Below are 20,954 nucleotides of genomic sequence, written 5' to 3' on the forward strand. Positions count from 1 at the left end.
CTTATATCGAGGCGAAACAAGAGATCAAGTTTATCGAGATATATTATAAGGAAAAAGACGAAGTAGATTGTAACAAGGAGAGGATTAAGAAGTATTTTACATAAAAAGAAGAGGACGGAATAAAATAAAAGGTTTGAGACCCCCTTATCCCGCCCTCCATACTAGGTATCTGCCCTAGTATTACTGGCAATAGTCTATAATAGGGAGGTGAAGTAGTCAACAACTTTGTCGGTTTCCCTGCAGAAATTCAGTAGAAAGGAGAAAACAAACAAATGGCAAAGTACAACAGAAACTCAGGGAAGCCCTGGACGCAAGGGGAAGTATCCCAGCTTAAAAGCTTGGCGCATCAAAATACCCCTACGCGAGTAATTAGTTTAAAATTAGGGCGTACCCCAGATGCTGTATATAAGCGGGCAAGCGATGAGAGTATATCGCTCGATCCGACTAACCAGTCGCCGTATAATCGTAGATCGAAATAGGGTAACGCATCTCCGGAAAACAAAATGTCCACCTCATAGAGGTGGACATTTTGTATCATCTTACAACTAAAGACGTTAGGCAATTTAGAGCCAAAAATGACCGGACAAAACGGACATAATTTGAGCCATTTTGTCTGTTCGGACACCGGAAATCACCGAGGGATTGTATCTCTGAGTCCAAAATTCCTTGCCATTATACAGTATTGTGGCTATAATACGCCTGTATAAATAAGAGAGGTATTCCCGTACCGATACGGGAAAGGGCTACCAAATTAATCCCTCCAAAGGCGGTTTTTACGATGAAAAAGACAGTTGAAATAAAAGACGGGATCTTGTATATAGACAAGAGGCCCGTTTTTTTTAACTCGGCCGATTATCCGTATTACCGCGACGACCCGGAGAATTGGGACGACAGGCTGAAGAAGATAAAGATGACGGGCATCGACGTCGTTAGCTTCTATGTCCCGTGGCGCCACCATATGACCGGACCAGGCGGGGGATATGCCGTAGATTTTGACGGGAAGACGCGGCCAAACCGCAATGTAAAATTATTTGCGAAGCTGTGCGCGAAAAACAAACTGTGGATGGTCGTCAAGCCCGGCCCTTTCATCCATGCCGAAACAAATTACGGAGGACTTCCGGATTGGGTCTGTCCGGCGGAAGACCCGGAGATCGAGCCGTTCACGGACAGCAAAGGCAACCAGCTCAGGTGGCCGCCGCACAGCGGGAAAATACTGCCGGCCCCGCTTTCGGGTAAATTTAAGGGCATGGTCAGGGAATGGTTCGGTTCGGTGGACAGGAACATCATAAAAGATAATGTTTACCCAAAGGGAAATATTATAGCGGTCCAGGTCTGCAACGAAGGGCTTTATTCCGACTTCCCTGGTTTGATCACGGATTATGACTATTCTCCTTCGGCTTTGTCGCTTTTCCGTAAATTTACGAAGGAGAAAGACCCGCAGGTCCCGAGGGACGTCTCGGCGCTCAAGACCAGGTCTGACCTGAAGGAGTATCTCAGGTGGGGCGAATGGCAATCGGAATATATGGGATCGGTGTACAGGGAATACTCGTCTTTCATTAAAAGCAAGGCGCCTTTTGTGATAAACCTGAGCCCTCCCATAGACGGTAAAAGGCTGGACCATTGGCTTACCCGCGCCATTCCCGAGAAATGGAAAAATATAAATTACGGATTTACAAACTGGCTAAAGCCGGTTTCGGAAGACAGCGTTTCCTTTGAGCGCTATAGCCTGCTGGCGAAGAGGAAGAGGGGGATAAATTTTGAGGAGAATTGGGGCTTCTCCAAGCTTTATGACACGCGTTTCCAATATCCGGTGGTATGCGTCTTCGAGACCCTCCTGGCTGTCGCCAACGGGGCGACGGGTTTTAATGTCTATACCGCCGTCAATACCGGCAGATGGGATGACCTGATCGACCGCGTGCATGAGAGGCCGTATCCGGATTCGTCCCCTATTAAAGAGGACGGCACGCTGACGAAGAAATATGACGTATTGGCCTTGTTGGCGGGCTTCTTTAAGGAGAACGCCGTTGATCTCCTGGAGGCCGGACCCTGCCGCGGTATCGCCTGGGGTTTCTATCCGGCTTATTCGTATCTAGCGGCATGGGATATCCCCGATGACTGCCTGAAAGGGCTGGGGCTTGGCCGGTTTAAATGCGGCTTCGGCGGATTGGACGAATTCCAGAGGCTTCTGCGCGGGAAAAATATAGACTTCCAGATAGCGAATATCAAGTCGGCCGCGCCGAAGGAACTTAATAGCTATAAAAATATCGTATTGTGCGGCGGCTCCTTTATGGACAGGAAGACGCAGCGGAAGTTATTGAAATACGCCTCTTCGGGAGGCAGGCTGATATTTACCGGGGAGGTCCCGTCGCTCGACGAGAATTTCAAGAAATATGACATCCTGAAGGAAAAAGCGGTATTAGCGCGGGCGATGGACGGCGTTTTGGACGCGATAGTAAGCCCGGACAGGAGATTGGAGGCCGAAGGCCCGGACCTCCAGGTTTGGGCTTATGAAAACCGCAAGAAAGCCATCCAATTCTTCTTTATATTAGACTTGTCCGCGGAGCCGGGGATAAAAGAGTTCAGGTATTCGGGGAAAAACTTGAAGGTATCCTTACCCGGGAAGTCCGCGGCGATAGTTAAGGTTAAAGATTCAAGACTCGATGCGGTCTTTGTAAAAGGCGTGAACGAAATGACCGGGAATTCTGTCGTCCCCTGCGTCTCTTTCGGAAAAGATGAATTGAAAGCCGGCGAAGAGTGCGACCTCTCGGCATCGCGCAGGGGGGATAAATGGCAGGTAAAGACCGCCTGACCCTTCAGGCCGCAATTTATTCCCTCAAAATCACATTTTAGCCCCTTGACAACCACGGGTTATGATATATAATATAACCGAGTATACCAAGGTATATCTAAAATCACCTTAACCTCCCGCAAAAAGAGGGCAATAAATATGAAAGATGCCGTAGAGAAAAATTCGCCGGTCCCTTTATATAAGCAGCTTAAGCGGGTCATTGAAAACCAGATAAAGAGCGGCGATAAGAAACCCGGCGAACTCATCTCTTCCGAGAAGGAATTCTGCCAGCAATTCAGCGTGAGCCAGATAACGGTCCGCAAGGCGATGTTCGAGCTGGTGAACGAAGGCGTGCTCTACAGGATCCCGGGAAAGGGAACGTTCGTCTCCGGCCCGGAGCAGGGCTCGAGGGGCGGGTCAAAACTGAAGACCGACAACATCGGATTTGTGATATCGCGCGAACATCACCCTATATTTTCCAACACCTTCTATTCGTATGTCTTCGCCGGAGTGGAAGAAGAGGCGCGCTCCCACGGCTATAACCTTATCTACCAGGTCCTCGACGAAAAATTGATGTTCGACCCCTCCACATTCAAGTTGATAGAGGAAAGAAAGGTCGACGGCCTGATCCTCGTAGGCGAGATGTCCCACAGTTTCATTTCAAACCTTAAAGCGAAAGATATCCCGATAGTCCTGCTCGACCATTATATCGAGAATTCATCGCTAGACTCCATCGTGACGGATAACACGAAAGGCACGGCGGATATGATCAAATATCTTGCGGACCTCGGACACAAGGAGATAGGCTTCCTCGGCGCCACGCTCGAGCACGGCTCTTTTATGGAGAGGTTCGAGGGATACAAGGCCGCGATGAAAAAGCACCGCCTGGAGCTCAACGAGGATTTCGTCCAGACCGGCCTCCTCTGGAACGGATACGGCATCATGGAGAAGATGTTCAGGCTCAAGAAGCTCCCCACCGCTATTTTCGCCTGCAACGACCTGATAGCTATCCGCGCGATGGCTGCGATACAGGACAAGGGGATGAAGATACCCGACGAGATAAGCATTGCCGGTTTCGACGATATAGATATGAGCCAGCAGATACACCCCCCGCTTACCACAGTGCGGGTGGAGAAGGAAGAGATGGGAAAGATCGGCGTCAAAAGGCTTATACAGAGGATGAAGAACAGCAACAAGCGCGCCGAGAAGATCACCGTCCCGACCGAGCTGGTCGTAAGGAAGTCCTGCAAGGCGTTGAAATGAAAAAGGGAGGCGGAAAAGTGAGATACGTCAGCTTGGCCCTGGTATTGTTTTTCACGTTAGTCGCCGCCGCCCCGGTTAAGGCGCACGCGGCAGAGGTCTTATGGGAAAGTTTTGAGGGGGACAATTACTGGGAGCCGGTCGATTGGGAGAACACGGCGCAGGTGAACCTTTCGGTGAGCCCGGATAAACCCTCCGAAGGGAAACAGTCGCTCAAAGTCATAATAAGGGAAGAGGCGACCGACTGGAAGAACAAGGTCAGTTTCTCCAGGGAAGATCCGGTCGACCTCTCGAAAGACAATAGCATAGCCATGGATATATTCAACGAAAAGACCGCTGACCTGGAAGTGGCCGTTGGTTTCATGACAGGCGAAGACTGGGCATATTATGAGTCCGGCAAAAAACCCGTGAAGACCGGCTGGAATAGGGACATAAGCTTCGATCTATCGGCTTCAGATTTTAAGGACAAGGCCAGCGATTGGAAATATGCGGTATCGTTGGCGGACAGGGATAACGTCGGGAAGGTCTTCATACTTCTGTATCGTCCGGCCAGGATGTCCGCCGATACGGTATATATTGATAATATCAGGATAAAATAAAATTTAACAAAAGGAGGACCGGATGAAATACGCATTGCTGTTATCGGTGATCGCAGCGCTGGTATTTACGGGCGTCAGCGCCGGAATTGCCGGCGCCGAAGATAAGCCGTTCGATAATTTTGAGAGCCTGCCGGTGAACTGGGCGTCGCCGGGTTGGGAGAACATCGGGGGCGTGGACCTGGAGTTAAGCACCGAAAAGGCCTCTGAAGGGAAGCAGTCGCTCAAGCTGACGGCCCAGGATGAGCCGCAGGAGTGGAAGAACAGGTTTGTCATCGCCAGGGAAGCGGGCCTCGACCTCTCCGGCTCGAATATGGTCTTGGATATATATACCGACGTGGCTACGGGAATGGGTGTCCAGGTCGGGTTCGATTCGGCCGGGGATTATTACGAGTCGGAGAAGAAGATATTGAGCCAGGGATGGAACAAGGATATCACCTTCGACTTAGGCGCCAAGGATTTCAAGTGCAAGGCGAGCGAGTGGAAGAGCACGGTGCCGTTGGCCGACAGGAGCGACATAACAAAGGTCTTTATCCTCATAACCCATCCGAAGAAGGCGAAGAACGCGACGGTGTATGTGGATAATATAAGGTTCAAATAGAGCTTAATCCTATGTCAAAGACAGGGAGCCCTGTTATGAAAAAAATAATTGCGGCATCGATCTTTGCTCTCTCGGCGGCACTCGCTGCGCTCGCTGTAAATGTCGCTTTCGCGCAGCCGGACCTGCTCTGGGAAAGCTTTGAGAAGGAAAAATTATCCTGGACGCCCATCCCCTGGGATAACGCCCATGAGGTGGGGCTTTCGAGGGTCAGGGACAACGCTACCGAAGGCAGCCGCGCTTTGCGGATGGATATCAAGGAGGACGTAAGCAAGAGCAAGAACAAGGCCGGGATATTCCACGAAGAGAATCTCGATCTCTCCAAGCATAACCTCGTCCTCGATATCTATGTCCAGTCCTCCGAGGCGGCGTCGGCGGCCGTCGGTTTCGAGACCGGCAACGGCTGGACTTATTACGAATCGACGCCGGTCAAATTGAAGAAAGGCTGGAACAAAGATATCGTCTTCGTGTTGGACAAGGCGAATTTCGAGTGCAAGAGGAGCAAATGGAATTACAACGCGAACCTTGCCAACCGCGATGATATAAGGAAGGTCGTCATACTTATCTACGACACCGTCATGTTCGAGGCTGAGACGATATATATAGACAACATAAGGTTCAGGCCGACGCGTAAGCTGGTCATGCCTTTTTCTTTTTGGGCGACAGCCTTTGCGGAAGAGGCGAAAGGGGAAACGAAAGAAGGGACGAAGATAATAGCGGTCAACGCGAGCGCCCCGGAGATACCCAAATACGACAAGTTTGAGCTTACGGTAGACCTGAAAGCCGCTTTTAAGAACCCGTTTGACCCGGAAGAGGCGGACTTAAGCGCCGCTTTCACGAGCCCGGGCGGCGAGACGTTCATAGTCCCGGGATTCCTCTACTCGGCGAAGTTCGGCGCGGATAATAATTACGTTGAGCCGGTCTGGAAGATCAGGTTTACCCCTATGCGGGAGGGGGAGTGGAGATATACCGTTCGCCTGAAGACCCCGGCAGGCGAAGACAAGACAGGGGCGGCATCCTTTAAATGCGCGGCGTCCCCGCTGAAGGGCTTCGTCCGCGTAAGCAAAAAGGATCCCATATATTTCGAATACGATAACGGAGAGTTCTATTACCCGTTGGGCGAGAACGTATGCTGGGCAAGCCTGCCGGGCTACAAAAAATATTTCACCGAGATGAAGAAAGCCGGCGACAACTGGTCCAGGGTATGGATGTGCAACTGGGAGGTAGGCATCGAGTGGGCCAAAGGCAAAGATTACCGCGGGTTGGGTGAGTACAGCCTGAAGAAGGCGGAGAAATTGGACGGGATAATCAATTTGGCCAAAGAGAACGGCATTTTTTTTCAGCTGGTCCTCAACCACCATGGGCAGTTGAGCACAAAGGTCAATCCCCAGTGGAACGAGAATCCTTATAACATAAAGAACGGGGGGCCCTGCGGCAAGCCGCAGGATTTCTTTACGAATGCGTCGGCTAAAAAATATTTCAAGAACAGGATGCGTTATATAGTCGCGCGGTGGGGTTACAGCCCGAATATCATGGCGTGGGAGCTCTGGAACGAGCTCACTTTCATAGACGACCTTAACCTGGATACGGACGCGGCGTGGCATAAAGAGATGGCCTCATATATAAAAGATACAGATCCCAATAAGCACCTGATAACCACAAGCTATGCCGGCACGTTCCACGATTACGGTTTTAACAAGAAACTCTGGGAGTTGCCGGAGATAGACTATACGCAGTTCCATATGTATACGCATGAGATCGTCTCGGCGAACATGGGCGCTTACAGGCTCATGAGCCAGTTCAAAAAGCCGTATTTCATGGCTGAGATAGGGACCGATTCCTCCGACGACGTGGACGCGAAGGACCTCGACGGCGCGTATATCCACGCCGCGATCTGGTCCGAGTATATGCTCGCCTGCGGAGGGAACGCCATGCCGTGGTGGTGGGATAAATATATCCATCCGAAGAAACTGTATTACCACTGGGCCGCGCTTTCGGCGTTCGATAAGGGCGAGGACAGGAGGGGAAAGGATTATAAGACGTCAACGGCGAGGGTCCTGGCCGAGACGGAAGGGCTTAATTCGCCGGTATACGCGATCGGGCTCCTGAATGATATAGAAGGGGCTGTCTGGGTATTCGATCCCAAGTGGACTAAATTCGAGCCGAACCATCCGGAGCCGCCTTTCATAAAGGACGCGCTTGTCAGGATAAACGGCCTGGCCGCGGCAAAATATAAAATAGAATTTTGGGACACATGGAAGGGGCAGATCGTCGAGACAAGGGAAGTGAAGTCCGACGCTGACGGGATAGACGTAAAGCTGCCGCCTTTCAGGAGGGATATTGCGTTTAAGATAAAGCCGGTCGAGCCGGTCATCAGGGGCAACAGAGGCGGGACTAAGGCCGCGCTCGTCTCGACCACCCCGATGCCGATAGGATTTACCCGCAAAGAGGTCGTGGCCAAGAAAGCCGCGGGGCCGATAACCATAGACGGAGACCTCTCCGATTGGAAGCTTCCGAAGTTCGGTAAGGACCAGGTCGCTTATCTCGCGAAGGGTTCAGCCAAATTTTATCTCCTTTATGACGGCGAGAACCTGTATTTCGCCGCGGACGTAAAAGATGACGCGGTTATCGGTAACCAGCGCGGGGTGGATATCTGGCGCGACGATGCCGTGGAATTCTGGCTCGACGCCAAGGGCGATGCCGATATATTCAATAACATGCCGTTCAATCCCGGGTGCTACCAGATAGATTTCGCGCCGCTCACTAAGGACGGCGGGCCGGGCGTTTATGTCTACAGGAACATAAACACGAGGCCGGTCGCCGACGCGATAAAGGCCGCTTCCAGAATATCCAAGGGGACAGAGGATAGCGGATATGTGATCGAGGCGGCCATCCCTATACAAGCGATAACCGGGCTCGAGATGAAAGACGGTAAGGTCCTCGGGGTCAATTTCTCGCTCTCGGACAAGGATTCCGCGAGCGGCGAATGGAAACATATGATATGGTCGGGGCAAAAAGAAGACGACGCCACGCAGTGGGGTAAACTGAAGGTCAGGAACTGACTTACGGGAAATCAAATGATATATAAAAAATTCGCATCAGTCATATTTTTGTCTCTTGCCTCCCTGTTATTTACGGGCGGCCAGGATGCCTTGGCCGGCGAAAAGTGCGAGGATCCGGTCTACCTGAAACCGGCCTCAGCCGTCGCGTCGTCTTTCGACGATTCCGAGTGGGCTCCTGAGCCGAACCCGATGGCCGTAGGCGACGGGGATTTCAATACGCGCTGGTCGCCGGTGCTCGGCAGGGACGGGGAATGGATATTTTACGATTTCGGGAAACCCAAAACTTTTACGAAGACCGTTATCTGCTGGGAGCGCGCTTACTCCCCGGAATACGAACTCCTTGTCTCGGACGACGCGAAGCAATGGAAGCCGGTGATGGTCCTCAAGAACAGGCGCGGCGGCACCGATACTATCGGCATACCGCAGACCACGGCGCGCTATCTTAAACTTGTCGGCCTCAAGAGGTCGAATCCAGAATGGGGAATCTCGATATGGGAATGGGAGGTCTACGGCCCGAAAGAGCTTAACCCGGAGGATAAACCGATAGAACAGGTATTCCCGGACCGCAAGCTGCGCGAAGTGATAAAGCTTTCCATGGAAGCGCCGGCCGCTTCACCTGGCCCGGTCACAGCCGCCGAATTCCAGAAAGGCGTAAACTATGCTTCCTATAATGAGAGTGACCTGGCTGCAAAAGAATCCGACACTATGCTGGAATACCTGAAGACGATAAACGTGACCCATGTCTGTTTTATCGTTACATGGTACCAGGATACGCTAGAGTCGATGAAGATCTATCCGGAGAGTCCTGAAGGCGGCAGGACGCCGGTAGATGAGGCGTTGACCCACGCGATAAACAAGGCGCATTCCCTGGGATTCAAGGTGATGCTCAAGCCGCACATAGATATCCAGACCGGCGAATTCCGCGGAGATATCCCGGGCGAAGAAGAGTGGTTCAGGAATTATGAGGAATTTATCCTCAAGTACGCCAAGATGGCCGAAAAATACAACGTTGAAATTTTTTGTATAGGCACAGAGCTTGCCGGGACGCCGATGAAGTGGGAGCCGCAATGGAGGAAGATAATAAAGTCGGTCAGGGGGAATTATAAAGGCCCCATAACTTACGCGGCCAACTGGAACGAATATAAGGAAGTTCCTTTCTGGAACGACCTGGATTTTATCGGCATAGACGCTTATTTCCCCCTTACCTCGAAAGCCAATCCGGCGAAGGCGGAGTTGGCCGGGGCATGGGAGAAGGAAGCAAGGAGCATGGAGGATTTTTTCAGGAAAAAGGGCATAAATAAACCGGTAATATTTACAGAAGCCGGATATACCAGCGCCGAGGGGACGGGCAAGACCCCGTGGACGGTGCCATCAAAGGTCGAGAGCCAAAAAGAGCAAGCTGACTGTCTGGACGCGATGATGACGGTCATGACAAAACGGGTGTGGTTCAAAGGCCTTTACTGGTGGTGCGTGTTCCCGCAGGATATTGAAAGTCCGCTCGGATACACGATCAAGGGCAAGTCGGCCGAAAAGGTTTTGGCCGGCTGGTATAAGACGGCAAAGTAAAAGCAGGGAAAGGAGGAAGTTGAAATGAAAAGGTTGGCAGTGGTTCTTTTTGCGGTTTTGATGTTGACATCTTCCGGCGTATGCAACGCGGCAGAGACCGTGATCTTCGGTTTTGAGAAGGATACGGACGGCTGGCGCATACCCGATTGGGCGCTTGAAAAAGAGGATAGCGTCGCGAGAGAGATATCGGTATCTTCCGATTGGGCTTCCGAAGGGAAGAAATCACTCGCCGTATCCAGCGAGTTCCTGGACAAGAAATGGTCAGGCGCGTATGTCGAGATCGAGGATTACTACGATTGGTCCCCTTACGGCAAGATATCAGCCGATGTCTATATCCCGAAGGATGCTCCTGCCGGACTTAAGGGCAAGATAATCCTTACTGTCGGCGAGGACTGGAAGTGGGTCGAAATGGGAAAGACGATCCCGCTTACTCCGGGACAGGTCACGACAATAACGGCAGATCTCAAGCCGGGCAGCAAGGACTGGAAGAACACGGTCGTCGATGACAGCTTCAGGAAAGACGTCAGGAAACTCGGCGTCAGGGTCGAAGACAACAGGACCGCCTGGAAAGGCAAGATATACATCGACAACATCAGGGTGGAATAATACGGCATTACCGGGGCGTCGTCAATGCGGCGCCCCGGTAGTACTTAAATCCTAGTCTAAGGAGATAACGACATGTCTTTACGCAATAAGATGTTCATCATCGTACTTATAATTCTCGCTTTTTTGGCGGGATACTTATTCAGCCTGAGGGGCGCTAAAAAACCCGAGGGCCAGGCGAAACCCGAGGCCACGGCCGAGGTGATAACCCCGGGGCAAACGGCTCCTTCGCCTCTTACGGCGGCGCCGATAGTTGCGCCGATTGTCCCCGAAGAGCATAAAAAGATAGAGAGGCCTTCTTTTCCGCAATTCCAAAAAGGCATAACGTATGTGACGTGGGACAGGGTCGCATACGGCAAGGGTTTTTCCGACTTATCGATGTCAAAGCTTTCGTCATTAGGGTGCCGATATATAGCCATAGTAACGACGTGGTACCAGACAGATTATAACAGTACTGAGATAAGGCCCGGGGCCTATACGCCTACCGATGAAGGGCTCGCGCATGCCATTGGACAGGCCCATAATTTAGGCCTCAAGGTGATGCTCAAGCCCCACCTCGACCTGGTCAAGGGAGGATATTGGCGCGGAGAGATACAGTTCAATAATGACGCGGACTGGGAGGCGTGGTTCAAGAGTTACGGGAATTTCATCGCCCATTACGCCGCTTTGGCGGAAAAAGAGAACGTCGAATTATTATGCATAGGCGTGGAGCTGACGACCCCGGCCACATATAAAGGCGAACTTTGGGACAAATAGGTGATAAGCGAGGTCAGGAAAGTCTTTACCGGCCCGATAACATACGCGGCCAACTGGAACGAGGAATACCAGAATATCACGTTCTGGGATAAGCTCGATTATGCCGGCCTCGACGCATACTTTCCGCTTTCCGATAAAGAGAAACCCACGCTTGACGACCTCCGCGAAGGTTGGAAAAAATATATCCCGGAGATCGAGGCGTGGCAGAAGAAGATAAACAAGCCCGTGATCCTTACCGAGGTCGGATATAAGAGTTCGACCGGCGCGGCCAAGACGCCGTGGGAGCACCAGCTCGGCAGGGAGGTCGACCTCCAGCTCCAGAGCGACTGCTATACCTCCATGCTCGAGGCCTTTTGGGACAAACCGTGGTTTTACGGGATGTATTGGTGGTATTGGGGCACGAACGAGAGGATGGGCGGGAGCACGGACCGCGGGTTCAATATCCAGAATAAACCGGCATCTGATATAGTCAAACTGTGGTATTCTAAAACGAAATAAGGAGGGACAATAAATGAGATTCGTATGCAAGAAGTATGAGAAGAACCCGATCTTGACAAAAGAGGATGTCCCTTACCCGTGTGACGCGGCCTACAATGCCGGCGCGGCGAAATACAACGGCAAATACTACCTCCTATTCAGGGCCCTGCGCCTGAACGGTAACTGCGAATTCGGTTTGGCGGTGAGCGACGACGGTTATAACTTCACCGTGCGCCCGAAGCCGGTCATGGTCCCTGCGACGACCGGGCCGTTCGCGTTCTACGAACAGAAAGGCATAGAGGACCCGAGGATCACGAAGATCGGCGACACTTATTATTTCTTCTACAGCTGCTATTCGGGCATTGGCATGAGGATAGGGCTTGCCAAGACAAAGAACTTCGAGAAATTCGAGCGCGTGGCGATGACAACGACTATCGACTACCGCAACTCGGTCCTATTCCCCGAGAAGATAAACGGCAAGTACTGCCGTTTTGAGCGGCCGAACGTCGGGCGCCAGGGCATCTGGATCTCTTATTCACCCGACCTCATACACTGGGGCGAGCAGGAGCTTATAATGCTTCCCTACGGCAACCATATCTGGGAGGACCACAAGATAGGCGCCGGGGCGCCGCCGATCAAGACGAAGAAGGGATGGCTCAGCATCTATCACGGCGTGACCTGGACGATGGACGGGATGACATACAGGCTGGGCGTCGCGATGCATGACCTCAAGAACCCGGCAAAAGTTCTCGGAATCGCGGACCAGTTCATAATCAGCCCTGACGAGATATTCGAAAGGGTCGGTTACGTACATAATGTAGTCTTTACCTGCGGCGCGATCCCTGAGCCTGACGGCACGGTCAAGATCTATTACGGCGGCGCGGATACGGTCATGTGCGTCGCGACGGCTAAGATAGACGACCTGGTCGATATCGCCTTGAAAGGGAAGAGGAAACCGCTATAAGCAATTATCTCGGCATAGACATAGGCGGGACGAATATCCGCTTCGGCATCATAGACGGGCGCGGTAAAGTCATCGCGAGATACCGCATGCCGACGCTCAAAGAGCAGGGAAAGGATGAGGTGATCCGGCGCCTGCTCGATGCCGCGGCCGGTCTTATCGAAAAGTCCGGCGTTAAAGTGAAAGCTATCGGGGCCGGTTGCCCCGGCCCGCTGGACAGTAAGAAAGGCATAATCCTTTCTCCGCCGAACCTGCCGGATTGGCGGAGGGTGCCGTTAAAAAAGATCATTGAAAGAAAATTCCGCCTGCCCGTGTCAGTCGAGAACGACGCGAATTGCGCCGGGCTCGGTGAAGCGGTGCGCGGCGCCGGCCGCAAAGCCTCAAGCATGGTCCTGTTGACGCTCGGCACCGGGATAGGGAGCGCCATCGTCCTCGATGGGAAATTATGGACCGGAAAAGGCGGGTTCGCCTCTGAACTGGGGCATGTATCTATAGATATTAACGGCCCGAAATGCGGCTGCGGCAACCGGGGCTGCTTAGAGATGTATGCCTCGGCCACGGCTGTAGTCCGGCGGATGAAAAAAGCCGATATGACGGCCGAGCAGATCTATGACGCGGCAAGAAAAGGGGATAAGCTTGCGCGCAAGATCGTCGATGAAACAGCCGTATACCTTGGCGCCGCGATAGCCAACATAATAAACGCGCTCGATCCGGAAGTGATAGTTTTGGCCGGAGGGATGGCAAATGCAGGAAAGATATTTTTCAATAAGATAGGTAAAGCCGCGAAGGAAAGGGCTTTAAAGGAAGCAAGCAAAGGGGTCAGGATAGTGCCCGCGGAACTCGGTGATGACGCGGGAATAATCGGCGTAGCCTGGAGGGCGAAAAAGCCATGAAAAAGTCATTGTTCGTAATGTTTATCCTGTCTGTTCTGGCGGTCGTCAATTGCGTCTACGCCGCCGAGACCGAGACCGTCGTGTGGGACGGCCTGGAATCCAAGAACCTCTGGAGCATAGCCCCATGGGGCGATGCCGCGAAACTGACCGTCACCCCGGAGGACAAGACCGAAGGCGAGAAATGCTTCAAGGTAGAGTTCGGGCCGGAGGGGAAGCAGAACCCGCCCAAGGGAGTTGTCCTCGAAAGGGAACAGTCGGCTATCGACCTGGATTCGACGAAGAAGCTCGTGGTCGATATCTACAACGACGGCCCGCCCTTCGAGCTGGCCCTTGTCCTGTATACCGATGAATTCATCGAGAGCGCGACCGAGACGATAAAGAAGGGGCTGAACAAGGACATAACTTTCAAGGTCCACGAGAAAAATTTCAAATCGCCGACCAGCAACTGGCAGTATAATTACGCTCCCAGGGCAGGCACGATCGCGTGGCGGATAATGTTCGTGATCTATTCGGAAGATGTCGAGGCGAAGGCGAACGTCTATTTCGACAATATCCGCGTCGAGAGGACGCCGAGGCTGGCGAGCGAGCAGAAGGTGATCCCTGTCGCCGAATATAAAGCTCCGAAGATCCTTTCTGTAAAAGGCGAGAAGGAGAGCGTCGAGCAGTTCGAGAAATTCGAGATAACCGTCGATTTCGACGGGACATACCAGTATCCGTATAATCCGGAGAACATAGACCTGAGCGCGGTATTCACCTCGCCTGGCGGAAAGAAGATCACCATGCCCGGGTTCCTTTATTCCGGAAAGGTCGACGGCGTAAATATTTCGGACGCGGTCTGGAAGATAAGGTTCACCCCGGACAGGGCCGGTAAATGGGAATACTATGTGAGCGTGACCAACCCGAAAGGGACGGCTAAGTCCGACAGCCTGACTTTTGAATGCGCGGCCCCGGCCACACCGAAAAAAGGATTTGTCCGCATAAGCAAGAAGGACCCGCTCTATTTCGAGTTCGACAACGGCGATTATTATTACCCGATAGGCCAGAACGTGGCGTGGGCGCCGTCGGTGAACGCGTTCGATCGTTATTTCTCCAGGATGAGCGAGAACATGTACAACTGGACGCGCGTCTGGATGTCGAGCTGGCAGTGCGCCATAGAATGGCTCGACGTCGGAGATTTCCACGGCCTTAATAATTACAACCTCAAGAACGCGAAATTACTGGATGATATCACCGACCTGACGAAGAAATACAACCTGTATTTCCAGCTCGTATTGAACCAGCACGGGCAGCTCAGCACAAAGGTCGACCCGGAGTGGCTCAATAACCCCTACAACGTGAAGAACGGCGGGCCATGCAAGGAGCCGAAAGATTTCCTTACGAACCCGGAAGCCAGGAAGCTCTATAAGATGCGCGTGCGTTATATCGTGGCGCGCTGGGGATACTCCACGAACATCCTCGCGTGGGAGCCGTGGAACGAGCTTACGCTCATGGACAATTACGACGCGAAACTCGACATCCCGTGGCAGAGGGAGATGGGCCAGTACATTAATTCGATCGACCCCTACAGGCACATGGTAACCACCAGCTATTTCGGCAACTTCCCGAAGGAGATCTGGAAGCAGCCCGAGATATCCTACGGCCAGATACATATGTATACGCCGGAGATAGTCACGACCCTCGACGGGCTCTATACGATAATGAAGGATTATAAGAAGGCGTATTTCGTCGGCGAGTACGGCGGCAGCAATTTAAGCGGCATCGATATACAAGACCCGAATGCCACGGTCCACCACAACGGCATCTGGGCCGCCTATACCACAGTATCATCCGGCGACGCGATGCCGTGGCAATGGGACGATTATATCGAGCCGAATAACTTTTATTTCCACTGGCTCTCGCTCGCAAAATTCAACGAGGGCGAAGACAGGCGCGGCCAAAGCTACCGGTACAGCCGCGGGACGCTCGAGTTCGATGACGGGACGATACTTAACGCCCAGGGCATAATGAATAACAAGAGGGCGCTTATCTGGGTATATGACCTGCTGAGGACGAAATTCAACCAGGGCGCGTTCAGGCCTCTTGATATCAAAGGCGCCGTATTGACGGTCGCCGGGATGGACAAGGGAGATTATAAAGTCGAGTTCTGGGACACATATAGCGGGAAAGTCACCGGGACGGTCGATGCCGCGTGCAAAGGCTCGAAGATAGAGATACCCTTGCCCGAGATAACCCGGGATATGGCCCTAAAGGTGATATCCCTGGATGCCAAGGCCCGTCCCAGGCCTGCAAAGGTCTACATAGCTTCGAAATTGCTGAAGAAGGATGTGCCGTTGGAGATGCGCGATATCTGGGAAGGTTTTGAGAAACAGGGCGATTGGGTCTGCGCGGACTGGGGCGATAAAGGGAAGGTTTCGCTCGCCAAAGACAGGCTCACCGAAGGCAAGACTTCGATCAAAGTGGTATTCGACAAGGCGGGCAAGAGGACCGATGGGAAAGGCCTGTGCCTCCAGAATACCAAGCTTGACCTCGACCTGTCAAAGGCCAAAAAGATGATATTCGATGTTTATCTCGACGCGCCGAACTCCATAGAGGTAGCGGCCGTCCTTAACAGCAAGGGCTTCTGCGAGAGCGTCAGGAAGCAGCTGGTTCCCGGCTGGAACAGGAACATCACGTTCGATCTTACGGCTAATACTTTCAAGAAACAATCGACCAAGTGGCAACACAAGGGCGCCATCGACAGGGAAGAGCCGATGAAAGAAATGATGTTCATGTTCTACCCGTGGGACGTGGATTCCGGCGCTATCTACGTAGACAATGTGGGATTTTTGAACGACTAGGGATCTCAGACGCAGGATAACAAAATTTTACATCAAAAAAGCAATAATATATTCTTGACAAAGAGTGCTTAAGGTGATATATTTCCTTTGATAGTTATACCAGAGTATACTTGCCTTGTTATTCAATAATCATTTAATCCTTGTAGAAACATCTTTGTTTCCAATTAAATAGTATACTAGGATATACTAATCAAAGGAAAGGGGGTTGGTAAATGGTCAAAAGCTTAATAGCGGTAAAGGAAGAGATCAGCCAAACAATTTCAACATTTCAAAAAGAAGGAGGTGAAACAATAATGATGAAGTACATGGTAGTGATTGCAGCGATGTTATTGGTAAGCGGTTCGGCGTTCGGTACAACTTTGTATGACTTCGAGTCAGGCACGCAGGATTGGTCAGCTCAGACTTATGTAGACAGCCAGGCTATATCCGCCGTTGCGCAATCCAGCGCCCAGGCAAAATCCGGTTCATCTTCATTGATGGGAACGACTCACTTGGTTGCGACGAACCCGGCCGATGCTAATTACAGCAAGGGTGAGGTCAAGATCGAAAGAGGCGCATCTAACGCGCTTAATCTGCAAGGAGTACTGGCTTCTGTGTCGGTCTTCGGACCTACCGGCGCGAAGGGAGGGAATCCTTCGTCCCCCAACGGATGGCAGATGTTCTTTAAAGACACTTCCTGGAAGTCGTGGTACGGTCCGTGGAGTGATTTGACGGAGAATACCTGGCAGACGTTATCGGTAACGCCAGGTTCTACGGTCCCGGCTTTTGTCGATTCGGGTTTTGACCCCACGCAGATCATGGTCATGGGCGTCAAGATCGGTACCGGTGGTTCGGCCACAGGGACCTATGACGGTCCCGTCTATGTCGACGACTACACCGTGGTCCCTGAACCGGCGAGCATGCTTCTTCTCGGCAGCGGTCTGATTGGCATCTTTGGTTTCGCGAGAAAGAAGAAAGCGTAGTAAAAATTCGACAGTAGAGGTACAATAAGAAAAATAATAAAGGGGGTATTAAAGCTATGAGGAAAGTTCAAAAGGACTTGCTCCCTCACCCGAAAATAGCTTTAAGCACCCCCTTTTTTATCTCCGGGAGGAACAATAGGGGCGTCGCCCTTATCCTCACGGTAGGGGTGTTGGCCCTTATCCTGCTCGTCGGCACTTCCTTTGCCATCAACATGATAGCGGACCTCAAGTCGGCGAAAAACTTCAGGAATGCCGCGGAAGCGAAATATCTCGCCGAGGCCGGGATAAACAGGGCGATCTCCGAACTCCTCTACGGCACCGAAGGATTTGTAAGCGACGCGGTCGACTCGTCGGATGAGCTTTGGGCGCAGAGCCCAGCTTATAATACGCCGGTAGGTAACGGCGGTTATAGGGTAGATAAAATATATGATTGCGCGGGCCAGATATGCATAAACGACGCAAATCCTAACCTAAGCGTTATACTGGAGAACCTGGTCGCTTCCCTTGGCGCGCCCCTGTCCGCCGGCGATGGCGCGGCGATAGTCACTAATCGTCCCGCTGCCGGTTATACCACAAAGGAAACAATAATAGAAGCCCTTCCCGGAGCGGCGCTTGCCGACAAAAAGGCAAAATACAATAAGATAAAGGACCATATAACCTTACAGGCATTTATAGATTACGATGTAATAAGCCCCGCGTCGCCTTATCCCGCGGCGCCCAGGGCGCCGGTAAACGTGAATACCGCATCAAGGGAGGTATTGATCGCGGTCCTGACGGGGATAAGCGACGGCACGAATACTATGACTTCCGCGAAGGCCGCTGCCCTCACCGACCATCTTATAAATAACCGCCCTTACGGGACCTACGACCAGTTGTGGGGCATGCTCTTGTCCGCAGAGACGCTCGGTTATATCGCCGCCGGCGACGCTGCTGCCGTCATGGCGAACGCCAACCCGAACACGGACCTGATGCGCGCGAACCCCAATTATTCATGGCGGTATAAGCATGTATCGAGGTATGATCCCGCCAATCCCGACATCCAGGCCTATTACGACGCGAATGGCGTCCCCCTCACGGTAGATAAGACCGCGCTCTCGGTTTATACGACGGAATTCTGCTTCAACTCCGGCGGATATTATGAGATCAACGCGACCGGGTTCATAAATGACGCGTCAGGGAACCAGGTGGCATCTAAAAGCCTGCAGGCGGTCGTAAAACTTTTCGATATCTGGAAACAGACTACCCAGGCCCAGTTCGCGCAGGGCACGATAAGTAATACCGAGCTCTATCCGGAGTACGACCAGGCCTCTTCCGGCGTATCTCCCGCCGCCTATGACGGGCAGGTAATGCTCACGACAAGGAAAGAAGCAGCCCCTTCCGGAACACCGCATTTCAAGATCGATTACGCAGATAAGGCCAATCATCTGAACGCCGACAGCGCGGGGGGAAACGCTGCCAGGCAGACGAGCGGCGTCACAGGCCCTATCCCGAGGGAGGCCGGCATACTTGCTAATCCTGCGGGCAATCTTATGCCTGACGGGGTATTTTATCCCCGCGATGGACAGACTATAGATTGGTTTTATCCAGAAAACAATATAGAGGCGAGCAGGGGCTCTATAGAGATATGGTTTAAGCCGAATTTCTATGAAAGATGGGTGACGTTTCCTACCTATGATTCGGGTAAGATATTTGAAACGCAGACCAGATCTTTTTGGGATGCCGACGGCAATGAATGGAAATGGTCCAATTCTTCCATTGATATGTATATGGCCAGGGGTTCCGGCGAGACCTCGTGTAAAGTCGTCGTCAGGGTCCACGGGAAAGACGGCCTGGAGCATAATTTTTCTTATTGGCTTTGGGGCGTCAGCAGTTCCTGGGGGGCGGGGACGTGGCACCACCTGGCTTTTGTGTGGGACTTTAATACCGCGGAACAGCATATGTATATAGACGGGATCAGCCAATATGATAATTCGCTGGCCATCCAGCCATACGGGTTTACCGGATTTCAGGGCCTGCAGTTCGGCTGCGATACGAACGCGAACGAGCCTCCGAACGGCACTATGGATGAGATACGCGTATTCCCGACGATGTTAAATGCATCCGACATCGGCAACGATTGCGCTGCCGGAAGATACTACGATGTGGGGGACGCCTCTTTTACGTCTTCTTCGCATGCGGCGGGCGCGGTAAGACTTGGGACTATATCATGGACCGAACACGTCTCGGACATGAACGGCAACCCTATTATCCCGGGTGCGGACATAACTTTTGACGTTTTTGACGGCGCGAATTGGCTAGGCAACAGCTCATCCAGGTCTAACCCGGCGGGCAATCCGCTCAATGTCGTTACCGGCGGCACGGGTGATATCAGGTATAACGCCTATTTCCTGGAATCCGGGGACGGCCTCCTTGATTCGCCGGTCCTGGACGATGTGACGATAACTTATCAAAAACGCGCGAAGATATTATACTGGAGAAATATATAAATGAAAAAGGGAATATGTTTCATCTCTCTTATATTTGCTCTGTCATTGGCGTGCCGGGCCTCATTCGCGGACACGGTGACGCTCAATAACGGCCGCTCGCTCGAAGGAGAGATACTCGAAGAGAACGGCGCGACCATGACTTTAAGGACGAAAATAGGAAAGGTAATTTTCAAACGCGCCGATGTCGCCTCGGAGAAACGCACGGAGCTGCCCGAGGGATTCTTCGGCGCGAGGGCGGAGGAGAAGCCCCGGGTCACGGTAAATCCGGTGCCGCTCAAGGCCGAGGGTTACGGCGAGGCGAATTCCGGGAAATTTAATTTGAACGTTTCGGCCGAGATGAAAAGTTCTTACAACGGCGACGCTATTCTCGTTAAGTATAAGACAAACCTTCCGCAGAAGACCGTCCTCTTCCTGCAGGTCAGGGCGCTCAACCAGGTTATCGTCACGCGCAAGCATGCGGTGGAAGGGCAGTCATTTGCGATAAGGTTCGGCCCGTTCAAGGAGAAGAGATTCTCGCCGGGCATCTATGTAGTCGAGGTCTCCTGCATAGCCTCAAGGCAGGAGAGCGAAGAGATAAAGAAGAAACTCGAAGGCGTTGGCGATATCGTCGCGACCGCGGAGATCCGCGTAGGGTCTCCGGACGAGGCAGAGGGGGCTACCGGCAAGCGCAGGAAGGAGTTGGCGGCCGAACTTAAGGAACTGGACAGCCTTTACAATAAGCTGAGCCTGGAATACGAATCCCAAAAGAAGAAATTCAACAAAGAGAGATGGGAATCGTTTACGAACGACTTTGAGGGCACGATAGAGAAGATAAAGGATGCGGACCTGGCGTACCGGAAGGTCGCGATAGTCATGGACTACCCGGCGCAGGAGAACGCCAAGATATCTATCGCGGATATTTTAAGGAAGCTCCGGATCCGTTATGCGGAAAGTCTATACAAGGCGAACAACCTCGAGTTCAAGGTCCCTCCGTCGGATGACGGCAGGGGAGCGGAAGCGCTCGACGTCAACACGAAGAGCCTTCTTGCCTCTGCCCGTAGTTTTGTAGAGAAATCGGAAAAAAAGACGGAGCAAAAGTAACTATTTCTTGACTTTTTATCACAATAGAG

The 20,954-nt window shown here is 52.3% G+C and carries 15 protein-coding genes; all 15 read left to right on the plus strand.

What is annotated here, in order from left to right; genetic code table 11:
• The first annotated feature begins 778 nt into the window (after positions 1-778).
• Entirely contained in the window at positions 779-2,809 is a 2,031-nt protein-coding gene (locus WC317_02540) for a beta-galactosidase (GenBank protein ID MFA5339010.1), read from the plus strand.
• A gap of 138 nt (positions 2,810-2,947) precedes the next feature.
• Positions 2,948-4,051 (plus strand): GntR family transcriptional regulator, encoded by a 1,104-nt coding sequence (locus tag WC317_02545; protein ID MFA5339011.1) that lies wholly within the window; start codon positions 2,948-2,950, stop codon positions 4,049-4,051.
• A 17-nt stretch (positions 4,052-4,068) separates the two neighbouring features.
• The gene (locus WC317_02550) at positions 4,069-4,647 is read left to right on the plus strand and encodes a hypothetical protein (GenBank protein MFA5339012.1); all 579 of its coding nucleotides are present in this window, start codon (positions 4,069-4,071) and stop codon (positions 4,645-4,647) included.
• Between the two features lie 22 nt (positions 4,648-4,669).
• Complete coding sequence (locus tag WC317_02555) at positions 4,670-5,245, plus strand: hypothetical protein (GenBank protein MFA5339013.1); 576 nt, start codon at positions 4,670-4,672, stop codon at positions 5,243-5,245.
• A 35-nt stretch (positions 5,246-5,280) separates the two neighbouring features.
• Complete coding sequence (locus tag WC317_02560) at positions 5,281-8,304, plus strand: sugar-binding protein (protein ID MFA5339014.1); 3,024 nt, start codon at positions 5,281-5,283, stop codon at positions 8,302-8,304.
• Between the two features lie 15 nt (positions 8,305-8,319).
• Positions 8,320-9,870 carry a discoidin domain-containing protein gene (locus tag WC317_02565; GenBank protein MFA5339015.1) on the plus strand — a complete coding sequence of 517 codons (1,551 nt, stop codon included), beginning with the start codon at positions 8,320-8,322 and terminating at the stop codon, positions 9,868-9,870.
• Positions 9,871-9,894: 24 nt separating this feature from the next.
• On the plus strand, positions 9,895-10,476 hold the full coding sequence (locus tag WC317_02570; protein ID MFA5339016.1) for a glycan-binding surface protein: 582 nt from the start codon (positions 9,895-9,897) through the stop codon (positions 10,474-10,476).
• A 72-nt stretch (positions 10,477-10,548) separates the two neighbouring features.
• The gene (locus WC317_02575) at positions 10,549-11,229 is read left to right on the plus strand and encodes a hypothetical protein (protein ID MFA5339017.1); all 681 of its coding nucleotides are present in this window, start codon (positions 10,549-10,551) and stop codon (positions 11,227-11,229) included.
• Positions 11,230-11,727: a hypothetical protein gene (locus WC317_02580; protein ID MFA5339018.1), complete on the plus strand. Its 498-nt coding sequence runs from the start codon at positions 11,230-11,232 to the stop codon at positions 11,725-11,727.
• A 13-nt stretch (positions 11,728-11,740) separates the two neighbouring features.
• Positions 11,741-12,670, plus strand: a complete 930-nt coding sequence (locus WC317_02585; protein ID MFA5339019.1) for a glycoside hydrolase family 130 protein — start codon at positions 11,741-11,743, stop codon at positions 12,668-12,670.
• Positions 12,671-12,684: 14 nt separating this feature from the next.
• Entirely contained in the window at positions 12,685-13,560 is an 876-nt protein-coding gene (locus WC317_02590) for an ROK family protein (protein MFA5339020.1), read from the plus strand.
• Positions 13,557-16,397, plus strand: coding sequence for a DUF5060 domain-containing protein (locus WC317_02595; protein ID MFA5339021.1), 2,841 nt, complete (start codon positions 13,557-13,559; stop codon positions 16,395-16,397). Before WC317_02590 ends, WC317_02595 begins: the two co-directional genes overlap by 4 nt.
• Positions 16,398-16,873: 476 nt before the next feature.
• Positions 16,874-17,359 carry a PEP-CTERM sorting domain-containing protein gene (locus WC317_02600; protein MFA5339022.1) on the plus strand — a complete coding sequence of 162 codons (486 nt, stop codon included), beginning with the start codon at positions 16,874-16,876 and terminating at the stop codon, positions 17,357-17,359.
• Positions 17,360-17,415: 56 nt separating this feature from the next.
• The gene (locus WC317_02605) at positions 17,416-19,845 is read left to right on the plus strand and encodes a LamG-like jellyroll fold domain-containing protein (protein MFA5339023.1); all 2,430 of its coding nucleotides are present in this window, start codon (positions 17,416-17,418) and stop codon (positions 19,843-19,845) included.
• A complete protein-coding gene (locus WC317_02610; protein MFA5339024.1) occupies positions 19,846-20,925 on the plus strand; it encodes a hypothetical protein in 1,080 nt (359 codons plus the stop codon).
• The last annotated feature ends 29 nt before the right edge of the window (positions 20,926-20,954 follow it).

This window comes from Candidatus Omnitrophota bacterium, assembly GCA_041653595.1.
Classification (GTDB): Bacteria; Omnitrophota; Gorgyraeia; order Pluralincolimonadales; family Pluralincolimonadaceae; genus Pluralincolimonas.